The 11,488-nt window shown below is 66.5% G+C and carries 6 protein-coding genes; 3 read left to right on the forward strand and 3 right to left on the reverse strand.

Translation table 11 applies throughout. The features are described 5' to 3' along the window. Positions 1-175: SDR family NAD(P)-dependent oxidoreductase (locus tag ACLN58_RS11460; protein WP_415855391.1), on the reverse strand; the 175-nt coding region annotated here is incomplete at its 3' end. A 117-nt stretch (positions 176-292) separates the two neighbouring features. On the opposite strand from ACLN58_RS11460, the gene ACLN58_RS11465 reads away from it, so the two are divergent. Next, positions 293-934, forward strand: a complete 642-nt coding sequence (locus tag ACLN58_RS11465) for a TetR/AcrR family transcriptional regulator (RefSeq protein WP_415855387.1) — start codon at positions 293-295, stop codon at positions 932-934. A 1,339-nt stretch (positions 935-2,273) separates the two neighbouring features. After that, on the forward strand, positions 2,274-5,798 hold the full coding sequence (gene mobF / locus ACLN58_RS11470; RefSeq protein ID WP_415855392.1) for a MobF family relaxase: 3,525 nt from the start codon (positions 2,274-2,276) through the stop codon (positions 5,796-5,798). Positions 5,799-5,921: 123 nt separating this feature from the next. On the opposite strand, the gene ACLN58_RS11475 is transcribed toward mobF, so the two are convergent. Next, positions 5,922-7,991 carry a P-loop NTPase fold protein gene (locus tag ACLN58_RS11475; protein WP_415855388.1) on the reverse strand — a complete coding sequence of 690 codons (2,070 nt, stop codon included), beginning with the start codon at positions 7,989-7,991 and terminating at the stop codon, positions 5,922-5,924. Between the two features lie 388 nt (positions 7,992-8,379). Continuing rightward, complete coding sequence (locus tag ACLN58_RS11480; RefSeq protein WP_415855389.1) at positions 8,380-10,314, reverse strand: hypothetical protein; 1,935 nt, start codon at positions 10,312-10,314, stop codon at positions 8,380-8,382. A 908-nt stretch (positions 10,315-11,222) separates the two neighbouring features. On the opposite strand from ACLN58_RS11480, the gene ACLN58_RS11485 reads away from it, so the two are divergent. Then, positions 11,223-11,462, forward strand: a complete 240-nt coding sequence (locus ACLN58_RS11485) for a helix-turn-helix domain-containing protein (RefSeq protein ID WP_415855390.1) — start codon at positions 11,223-11,225, stop codon at positions 11,460-11,462. Positions 11,463-11,488 lie beyond the last annotated feature (26 nt).

An 11,488-nucleotide genomic window follows, 5' to 3' on the forward strand; every position in this document is an offset into this window, starting at 1 on the left:
GCACGTCCGATGCTGGGAGTGAAGCTTTGAGCTCGTCGAGCCGCTCGGCCACGATGTCGGTGGCGACGAGCCGCGCGCCTTGCTCCGCCAGCCGGACGGCGGTGGCCCTGCCGATTCCTGACCCTGCGCCCGTGACGATGACGGTCTTCCCGGCGAACCGGCCTTCAGATGCCATGTAATTCCCTCGCTTGGCTTGAGGTGCGGGCGGTGCCCCGCCGTGTGATGACAGACACACTACATGCGAATCTCGTATTGGGAAACTATTTTTATCTCTGGCCGCTAGGGTGGAGGGGTGAGCACCGGTACTGGGCGCGGCCCCTACGCGAAGACGGCGGCCACGAAGCTGCGGATCATCGAGTCGTGCATCGAGGCCTTCGCCGAGACCGGGTTCTACGGCACCACGATGAAGGACATCGCCCGACGCGCCGGCATCAGCTATACCGGACTCCTGCACCACTTCCCCAAAAAGGAAGACCTGCTGCTCGCCGTGCTCGAACTCCGGGCACACCGCGACGAGGAGTTCCTCGCCCGTACCGGAGGCCTGAATGCTGGCACGGACCCCCTCGGAGTGCTCCACGGGATGCTCGAGGTCGCTCGAGGCAACACGCTCAAGCCCGGACTGCTCGAGCTCCACGCGGTCGTGTCAGGAGAGGCGACCTCTGCCGAGCATCCCGCGCACGGCCACTACGTGGCCCACTACCGCGACCTCCGCCAGTTCTACGCCGCAGCATACTCATCCCTACGGGAGCGCGGTCTGCTCGAGTCAAGCGCCACGCCGGAGACCCTCGCCACCATGACCGTCTCCCTTATCAACGGTCTGCAGGCGCAGTGGCTCTTCGACCGCCAATCCGTGGACGTGCCGGAGACGTTGCGGCAGTTCCTCGTCGACATCGTGCCGAGCCTGCGCCCGTCGGCTACGCACGAGCGACCGTGACCCGGCCTCCATTCCCCGGAACCACCCGCCCCCGACGTTCGTTGCGGCGCCGACCGAGGGGCATGGTCTCGGGGCCATGCATGGAAGGCTTCCACCTCTACGCGTGTTGGCCGAGGCGATGTCCGCCTGATCGCGGCTGCACGACACTGGGGTCCGCATGGGTCACGGGAATTCGAAGGCTGGCTTCGATGGACGCCGGAAGCGGCTCGACGGAGGTCAGAGTCCTTTGCGCCCTCGATGATGTCCAGGATCCGGATGCGGCGAGTGGGGTTGCGAATGCCACGGTGGGGCAATGACCACGTCCACCTGGCGGTGTTCATGGAGCGTGAGGACGGCACCCGCTGGAGCCAAACAGGAACTTCAAGCGAGCGAGGACGTCTGCACTGAGCTCGATGAGAAGCATTGGCTGGTCGTGCGCGGTGCGCACGCCGAGCACGGTTACCACACCAAGGAGCGCGAAAGCGCCGTGGCGATGGGACCGCTCGAGCTGGACCGTGACGGGCTACAGCGCGGAGTTCGTGTGCCGGTTGCGCCGCTCCGGAGTCCTGGTCCGGCCCGCTTCGCCACGGGATCAAGGACCAAGCCGCCGACTACTCCGTCGCCATCAAGCCGACGAACAAGACGAAGGCGCCCTGTGGTTCGGCGGCGGCCGTCTCGCAGAGATCTCACCCTTCCGAGGCTCCGCGGAGGCTGGGAGGTCACTTCAGTGACGACTGCTGATGTACGCGATGTCCTGCACCCCCAGAATCGAGGGGATCAGATTCCAGCACGGTGAGATCGGCGAGGAACCCAAGGTGCGGTCCGGCCCTTGCTTTTGTCCTCGAACGCCCCGAAGCTAGCCCACGTTGTGATCATGGCGAGCGCCTCGCTCCGTGCCACGGCTTGGGCAGATCCGAGTGCGACGCGACCCTGACCGCGCCGATTGACAGCGACATCGACGTTGCGCAGGACGCTGGCACTGTCCGGGACGGTGCCGGTCGCGTCCGTTCCGCCGACAAGGTCAACTCCAAACCCAGATCTCGGTGCCGGTGCCAGGCTTCGAAACGATCACCCCGCCGCGGCCCGATCTGACACGAACGATGATTCTCGCAGCGGCCCAATCGCAGTCGGCCTGAGTCTGACTGGGTGCCCGCCGTTCCTTCGTCCCCTTGGGCCGCTCTCGCCTCTGGGCTGCTGAACCCCGTTTCGAGCTGCCACGCGTCTTGCATTGAGGTCTGAGCGGGCTTTATCGCAGCAGACGTCACAGTGCGCGGGAACGTTGGGCACGTCGTTCCTCCCGTGGGCCGTTCCTGTTCACCTTACCGTCGAGGAGGCGGTGGTGACGGTTTCGATGCGGGTGATGAGTGCGGGGGACGGGTACAGGTATCTGCTGCGCACTGTGGCCGCGGCTGATGGGGATAGGTCGCTGTCGACGCCTCTGACTCGCTACTACGCCGAGGCGGGGACCCCGCCGGGGCGTTGGCTCGGCGGCGGCCTACCCGGATTGGGCGCGGGTGAGCTTCGCGCGGGCGATGAGGTCTCCGAGCCTCAGCTGCAGCTGCTGGTGGGGATGGGTCGCGACCCGCTCACCGGTGAGCCCTTGGGTCGGGCCTATCCGGAGTACAGGCCCGCCTCCGAGCGGGTCGCCCAGCGAGTGAGGGGCCTCGACCCTGGACTGGGTCCGCTCGAGCGGGCAGAGGCCGTCGCCGCGATCGAGGCGGGGGAGGCCGCGCGTGGCACGCGCAGGGCGGTTGCGGGGTTCGACTTCACGTTCTCGATCCCGAAGTCCGCCAGCGTGCTGTGGGCGGTGGCCGACGCGGGAACGCAGGCGCTGATCGCGGGCGCGCACCACACGGCGGTTGCGGAGATGGTTGCGTTCCTCGAGCGCGAGGTTGCAGCGACCCGGGTCGGTGCAACCGGGGCCGACGGGGCGGTTGCGCAGGTCGAGGTGACCGGTGTGGTCGCGACCGCGTTCGACCACTACGACTCGCGGGCGGGGGACCCGCACCTGCACACCCATGTGGTGATCTCGAACAAGGTGCGGACCGCCCAGGACGGGAAGTGGCGGTCGCTGGATGGGCGGCCGATGCACGCCGCGACCGTGGCGCTCTCGGAGCTGCACGAGGCGGTCTTCGCCGACCACCTGACCCGCTCGTTCGGCGTCGGCTGGGAGCAGCGCGAGATGGGCCGCGACCGCAACCCCGCCTGGGCCATCAGCGCTGTGCCGGAGGATCTGGTGGCGGAGTTCTCCACCCGCTCCCGCCATATCGAGGCGGAGAAGAACCGGCTCATCGGGGAGTACGTCCAGCGGCACGGACGACAGCCCTCGAGACCGACGATCCTGAAGCTGCGCGCCCAGGCGACCCTGGCCACCCGGCCGGAGAAGGAGGTCCGCTCGCTCGCGGACCTCACCGCGGAGTGGCGCCGCCGCGCCGCCGGGACGCTGGGGGAGGACGCCACAGCGTGGGCGCGCCGGGTCACGGAGAACGGGCCGGCGCTGCTTTTGCGCGCGGATGACATCCCGCTCGACATCATCGCCGGCCTCGGGCGCAGCGTGGTCGAGGCGGTGGGGGAGAAGCGCTCGACGTGGCGGCGGTGGAACCTGGCCGCCGAGGCAGCACGGCAGACGATGGGCTACCGGTTCGCCACCACACAGGACCGCGAGGCCGTCGTCGGGCTCGTCGTGGAAGCCGCCGAGGCCGCGTCGCTGCGCCTGACCCCGCCGGAGCTCGCGATCAGCCCGGCACTGTTCCGCCGCCCGGACGGGTCCAGCGTCTTCCGGCCGAAGCACTCGACCGTGTTCTCCTCCGAGGACCTGCTTGCCGCCGAGGACCGGCTGCTCGAACGCTCCCGCAGCACCGCCGGCCCCACGGTCCCGCTCGGCACGCTAGAGAAGGCCACTACTAGGCCCGACCGGGAGGGCCGGGTGCTCGGCGAGGATCAGGCCGCGGCCCTGGCCGCGGTCGCGGTCTCCGGCCGCGTCGTCGATGTGCTCGTCGGGCCCGCCGGAGCGGGCAAGACCACGGCGATGAACGCCCTGCGCCGGGCCTGGGAGGCAGAACACGGCAAGGGCTCGGTGGCCGGGCTCGCCCCGTCCGCGGCCGCAGCTCAGGTCCTCGCCGGCGACTTGGGCATTCCGGCGGAGAACACGGCGAAGTGGCAGTCCGACCACGAACTCCACGGCAGCACGTTCGGCGCGGGGCAGCTCGTCATCGTCGACGAAGCCTCCCTCGCCGGCACCCTCTCCCTGGATCACATCACCCAAGCCGCCGCCGATGCCGGGGCGAAGGTCCTGCTCGTCGGGGACTACGCCCAGCTCCAATCCGTCGACGCCGGCGGCGCCTTCAGCCTCCTCGTCTCCGACCGCGCCGACGCCCCCGAACTCCTCGACGTCCACCGCTTCACCCACGACTGGGAGAAGAGCGCATCCCTTCACCTGCGGCACGGCCGCACCGAGGCGATCGACACGTACCTCGACCACGGCCGCATTGCCAGGGGAGAGGCCGAGACGATGAGCGAGGCCGCCTACATGGGCTGGCGCGCCGACCGTGCCAACGGCCGGGTGTCGGTCCTGATCGCCGAGTCCCGCGAAGACGTGACCGCGTTGAACGGACGGGCCCGCGCCGACCTCATCCTCGACGGCGTCCTCAGACCCGGCCGCGAGGTCGAACTGGACGACGGCACCCGGGCGGGCGTCGGCGACATTGTCATCACCCGCCGCAACGACCGGCGGCTGCGCAACGGCAGGGACTGGGTCCGCAACGGCGAGTACTGGACTGTCACCGCGGTCCGCGGGGACGGCTCGGTAACCGTCCGCAGGGCCGGGCGCCGGTTCGGGGGCGCCATCGTCCTGCCGGCCTCGTACGTGGCCGAGCACCTCGATCTCGGGTACGCGGTCACCGCGCACCGGGCGCAGGGCATCACGGCTGACACCGCCCATGTGCTGGTGGAGCCGACCACGACGCGGGAGAACCTCTACGTCGCCATGACCCGCGGACGCGAGGCGAACCAGGCATACGTGGTGCTGAACAGGCCCGACGATCACGGCGAACCGCACCCGTCCGAGAACCCCGGGGCCACCGCCCGGAGCGTCCTGTACGGGGTGCTCCAGCACGTCGGTGCCGAACTCTCCGCCCACGAGGCCATCACCGCCGAGCAGGAGGCGTGGGGCTCGATCGCCCGGCTCGCCGCAGAGTACGAGACCATCGCCCAAGCCGCCCAGCACGATCGCTGGGCCGACCTCATCCGCGCCAGCGGCCTCAGCGGCGACCAGGCCGGGGCCGTCATCGACTCCGACGCGTTCGGCGCTCTGACCGCCGAGCTGCGACAGGCCGAGGCCAACCACCACGACCTAGACCAGCTCCTGCCGCGCCTCGTCCAGGCTCGCGGATTCGACGATGCCGACGACATCGCCGCGGTCATCCACCACCGCCTGACCGGGGCCACCGCGCGTCCAACCGGCTCCGGGCGCACCCGCAAACCCCCGCGCCTCATCGCCGGGCTCATCCCGCGCGCCGACGGGCCGATGAGCCAGGACATGCGCGCCGCCCTCGACGAACGCGAAGAGCTCATCGAGGCACGCGCCGACGCCGTGCTCGAGGAGGCGTTGGACGCGAACGCTGCCTGGGCGGCGGCTCTCGGCGCCCCGCCTCGGGACCACAGGGGGGTAGGAGTCTGGCGGCAGCACGCGCGGGTCATAGCCGCGTACCGGGACCGGTACGCCATCACCGCAAGCACACCGCTGGGTGCCCCACCCGAGACGGTGGCACAGAAGATCGACAGGGCACGCGCTCAAGCACCGCTCCGCGCCCTCGCCTTCACGCAGCCGCCGGCGGGTTCCGAGCAAAGGATCTCGCGCCAGCCGACACGACAGCACACGCTGTGACCATCCGGCGAAGGAACCGAGTGAGGGGCGTACCGCCTGTGCAATACGCCCCACGCTCGGTGTCCCAACAGCGAGCGAGTCGCGGTAGACCCTGAGATGACCGCAGGCATGAATTCGAAACCGCTATCCGGCGCGCCACTCAGGCGGCCGCCATCCACTGAGATACTTCTCGGCAAGGCCAACGACCTCCGTGTCACCGTCTAGCTCGCGGAGCAGAGCGACGGACTCCCTAAGCTGGTCCTCTCCGACTGCCTTCACGACCGCTTCCCATGCGAGCTGGGGCTCGATGTCCACATACCGGGAACCCATTGACTGGGTTCGACGATCCGATCGTGCCGATACCAGTAGGGCCCGCACGAAATCAGGGTGGCCGGAGACATCGACTGGATCTACTTCACCGTCTCTCGAGGTGGCAAATAGATACACGCGCAGCAGATCCCACTCCGACTCTCCGTCCGACGGCAAGACTGATCTAGCTTCACCAACGAACTGGGCTTCCAGTTCCGCAGCAACGGGCTCACCGACGAGTCGTGAGCCACTGCCTTCGATATGGCCGATCGAGCGGATGAGAAGAAGCCGCGAGGAATAGCTATGCACGTCGGCAAGGATGAGACGAACGGCGGCCTCGCGCTCGCCCTCGTCCTGCATGGTTCGAAGAAGCCTGACCACGACCCGCGCGACGGTCAAGTCAGGCCGGCTAATACCGAAGATCCCTTGGCTTGGCCGGTGCGGCAGCTTCGGTATTCGGTTGAGCAAGACGATGCTGGACGGCACAACTGCCTCCAGAGGGAATTCTCCTTCATACGCCTCAAGCGCGGCAATCGTGTCTTCGACCTTGGCTTCTTGAATGGAGTCAAGGAACTCGTTGAAGGCCGAAGGATCGGTCATGAGGGTGAAGGCGTGCTCCGCGGCGCGGAACGACGCCAACTCTGCGGGAGCAACCCGGTCCAAGTAGAGCGAGAGGAAATCGGCGTGCGCGACGCGGTGCGCTCGGCGCCACCCGGCCAGTGAGCCAGAGCCGTAGGAATAGTTCTCGAAGAGCCGCTGGGCGGCCGGGAACAGTCTTCTGATCACGTCCTTGAGGAGGTCAGGGTCGCCATACTTCTCGAGGACCTCTTCCATTTTGACCTTGTGCTGCTTGAGGAGCGGCTCCGTGAATGATCCGACGCTAGTGAGTAGTGCACGAATTGACTGCAGGCCAGCGAAGATCTCGGGTCGAAAGATCCGCAGGGCTTCCAGCGCGATCACATCAACGAGCTCGACGTCCTGGTGCAGGGCATTGATGGTGGGCTTGGCCGAGACGGCAAGCCTGGTGACGTCCCTCATGTTTGACATCAGCGGTTCGATGAGCTCGAAATAGACATCTGCCCATCGGGTGGAATCGAAGAGCGAGCCTTCGAGCGGTCCCATGATTCTGTCTAGCTCGGCGAAGACTCTGGAACGAAGGAGGGTATCGGGGATCGCCGGGAGATCGAAGCTTAGCTGGATGATCTTCTCAAGGTAGGCGCGACCGGGCACGCCGTCTTCGTCGAGGGCGGCTTCAACGCGGTTGCGATCAAAGGCAAGCACGTAGATCACGTTGGGGAAACTGGCCGTGAGGCGTACGAGCTTGAAGATGTCACGGATCTCAGGAGTTGTCAGGCGGTCGATGTCGTCGATGACGACGACTATCGGCCTCTCAACCTGTCTCAACGCCTCGGTGACCTTCGTCCGCATAGAGGTGGCGCTGGCGCGCTTCTTGCTGAGGGCATTGGCGGATTGGAACGCCTTGACTGAGCGGTCCCACCACGAACCGAAACCCGGGATGAGGGCCAGCGGACTCAAGACCGCGCTGTACTCATCGAGGCGATCAGCGATGGCGCCGAACCGGCTGCCCCTGATGCGAAGCTGCGAGGACAGCTCGGCGAAGAAGACGTCTGTCAGCTGTTGCGTTCCGGAAAAGAGCCAAGGATTGAAGTCGACAACGGTGAGGGCTGGATCCGTCGCGAACTCCTCCTTCATCAGATTCACGAACGAGCTCTTGCCGAAGCCCCACGGGCCGAGCACGCCGACCACAATGCCCTGGGCGGCGCTGACCGACCGCAAGGTCCTGGCGAAGTCGTGCGCTAACGGAGAGCGCTGAAGAGCGTCCTCAGTCGATGTCGCAATTGGATGGTCTACCGGCGCCTCAAACTTGTCGAAGCTGTCCGCCACAACGCCCCCTCGTCGATCGATTAGTCGCACCTCACCGATCCAAGCGCTCCTACACTGTTGCTCGCAGGGACCCGAATCTTGGGGGACGGAACCTCGGCGGCTGTTCGACTTGGTTCTACAGGCGCCGTGGTCTGGCCGTCCACGACGGGAGGCATACTCGGGCGATGCTACGCCCCCGTCATGTACACGTACAAGGCAGCAGGGGCACGGCTCCACTCGCGAAGAGATCCGCAGTACGACGGCGCCTTCCCAAGCTTCAAGCTTCTCCACCACGGCCGCCTTGAGCGCCTCCGGCGGTGCCGCTCCAGCCGAGCCCTTGTGTGTACGTTGGTCGCGGGCGGCCGAAACATGCACCTCAGGTTCGCTGCCCGCTGGCGGCAACCAGTGTTCACGGTCTGAGGTCTGTCCTGTTAAGGAGGATCAGCTGAATGCCGACATCTGTGGATCGGGCCCGCGCTATCGACTCTGATTCTTCCGAGATCTCGTCGGGGGCCGAGAGGACATAGACCTCCGCGCCGAGCCTTTGAGCCAAATTGATGTCCCGCTCGATTTGCTCAGCGGTGAATTCCGCTCCGCGGGTCTTGACTTCCCCTACCGTGAGTCGTCCTGCAAACAGCCCCACGATGTCTGCCTCTCGGCGGTCGCGGTCTTCGAACGTAAAGTCGACGCCGGGAAGGAACCACGACAGCGGTTCCTTCTTATGCAGCGCCGCAATCGTCAATAAGTGAGGAAAGACGCCCTGGTCGCTCGCCCGGTCGATAAGTCCATCTAGCCGGTAGAAGACGCTTGGCCCAGCGTTTGCGCCGGTGTATCCTCCCGGCGCTCGGCAAGCTGGGCAGGCCGCCCCGGCCTGCGGCACGTTCGCGAGCGGCATGAAGCTCGACGTCCGACACGAGCGGCATTTGAGCTCGAAGCCCCGTTCCGCCCACCCCAGACCGCAGAGCCGCTCAAGCGCAACAGTGGCATCGACGGCAGGGAGCCCGACGTTGCCAGGCAGCCGGTAGGCCCTCTTGCTCTGCGATGCCCAATCGCGAGCGAATTCGATCAGGTCATCGGATGAGGCCTCGGTTCCGGTGATTCTCTCTAGCTCATCCAAGAACCGCTTCGATCGCGGTGTCGTGAGGCCCCGAATTGCCTCGAAGATGTCCGGCTCCAGAAGGGCGGCAGTGTCTCCCTCGCGAGCAAGGAACATCGAGGCAATGCTTCCTTTGTCCGACGAAGCGTGGCTCTCGGCCGCAGCATCGATGAGGGCAATCAAGGCATCGCTCAGCTCCGGAACCTTCATCTCAAACCGGTACTGGGCCAAGGCTGGAACGGCGATCTCGAGCTCGTCGCCGCCCCAGACCGCACCCGGGATCATGGAGGACGAGATCACCTCACGCCTCGGAAGGCCGTCGAAAAGGGTTGAACGCAAACGCACCTTGGTGGCCCCGCCACCGTCGAAGGCAATCGGCGAAGCGAACTGCAAGATGGTCGACCGGCCCGTGAAAGCGTGCGCGTCCAGATGGGTGGTGACACCGTAGTGCCTGTCGAAGCTAACGTACTGATCCACTCCCGCCACGATGCGATAGGTGAACGGAGCGTGTCGGCGCTCAACCGGCGGCGGGAAATGGACCGAGGTTCGCGTCTCCTCGTTCGCGGCGGGTACGAGGCCGAGGGTGGAGGCAATGCCCGCGAGCTCCTCTGTCGACGCGCTTGAGCTTGTAAGAAAGACATCGGGGGAGATTTCGTCCGGGCGGCTGAGGGCGCTCGCGAGCTGCGCTTCGAAACCCAGCCAGTGGGGGACGTCCTCTGCAGGAAGAAGAAACATCGGCATGGTGCCGATGCCCCTGGGCCTGAGTGCCCTGACGTTCCAGAAGTCCAAGGCATCGTCGAGGCTGTCGTTCGCGGTTATCCAGACGACGCTGGGAATGTTGGCGGGAGCGGGCGAGGCGTACGTCTCGCTAAACGCGGCGAGAGTCTGGGCGATCCACGTCGCATTGCGAAGCTGGGCGCGGCCGACACCGTCCGCAGAGCTTGATGTCGAAACGTTGACGCCCCGGCGGTGGGCTTCGTCCAGGTGCTCTGCTGGCAGGTCGCCTGCGGCCACAGCCTCCCAAAGGCGACTGGATGGAGCCGCCGTGAAGTGCGGGCCGAGGCTCTCGATAGAGATCGAGGGCAGTGATAGCGGATGGGTGTTGATATACACCGGTCCCCAGCGGTCGATTGACCGCAGAGGCACCCAGGGAAGGTCCAACGCTTCCGCCGTGCGCTTTGCACCGGAATCTGCAAGGTCGACATTAACGAGGCCATCGATATGGGTCAGCTCCAGCAGGGCTTTCACCCAAGGCGCAGGATCGGCGTCGTCCGGGATAGGAAATATTGGTTCCGCAGCGCCGCCCCACCTCGTGCTGGCTTCTTGTACCGCGCGGCGAAAGCCTGCCCGGCTGCCTGGTTGAATGAGGTATCCAGCCCGCGCAGGTGCGAACGTTGCCTGCACGGGGTACAGCCCTTTGTATTTGTCCGAGTCCACGGTGGGAAGTTTCGCATTTGGTGAACGAGTAGGCCAGACGTCCGCTCGCCGTTTCGTGCCGAAGGGCGATTCGAACTGCCTTGCAGCGTGTTTCTGCATGTTTGCGTCGGTTCGGCGGAACCGCCTCCGGGTTGTCCACAGGCCCACGACCCGCTTCAGCTGGCAGCGTCCAAGCGCTATAGCGTGATTCCATGAGTACCTCCGGCGCCTTCCGGGCGGGGCGTGAGGCGCCGTCATGTCTGTCGCGCTGGAGCTACGGGTCGGTCGGGAAGCCTCGGACGGATTGGCCGCCCCATGGATCCTTTGTGACGTTTGCTCAACGTCCCCTGCGGCGACAACGCGGCCGGCCTTTCGGTCCGCCCGCCGGAACGCCTTTGGGAAGTGGACCAATCAGGTGACCAACAGCCTGCAAACCATGCAAAGGAAGGCGCGCGGAGCACACGGCTGAAAGGCAAAACCCCTGGTCAAGGGACGCAAGGCGGGTCATCCGGGCACCTGGGGGTCAAGGGGTCGCAGGTTCAAATCCTGTCAGCCCGACCACGAAGCCGCGGAAACCCAAGGGTTCCCGCGGCTTCTGCGTAGGTGAGATTTGAACCGGCCATCAAATACCCATCAAAAACCCCTCCCGCGGGGTGCCCTCGCGGCCCCGGCGTTCGGCCCGGCGGTGTTGCTCCCGGACCCTCCCGGATGGCCCGGGACGCCCGGTGCACCTGCCGGGCATGAGCACTCCTGCACCCCTCCCGCACCCCCTGACCGGCCTGCCGCCACTGCTCGACATCCGCGAGCTCTCGGCCTATCTGGGCGTCCCGGTCTCGACGGTCTACGACTGGCGCGCCCGCGGCCTCGGGCCCCGCGCATACCGGTTCGGCAAGCACCTCAAGTTCGCAGTGGCCGACGTGACCGCCTGGATCGAGGCGCAGCGCGACCCCGCGCCGTCGTCGTCGCCGGACCGGCGGTGACCCGGTGAGCCGCCCGCGCCTGACGA

The sequence above is a fragment of the Sinomonas sp. G460-2 genome, from assembly GCF_047759905.1.
GTDB lineage: Bacteria > Actinomycetota > Actinomycetes > Actinomycetales > Micrococcaceae > Sinomonas.

Bases quoted from the DNA above. Each gene is read 5' to 3' on its own strand.
- mobF (WP_415855392.1), top strand. From the start codon at position 2,274: ATGAGTGCGGGGGACGGGTACAGGTATCTGCTGCGCACTGTGGCCGCG.
- ACLN58_RS11485 (WP_415855390.1), top strand. From the start codon at position 11,223: ATGAGCACTCCTGCACCCCTCCCGCACCCCCTGACCGGCCTGCCGCCA.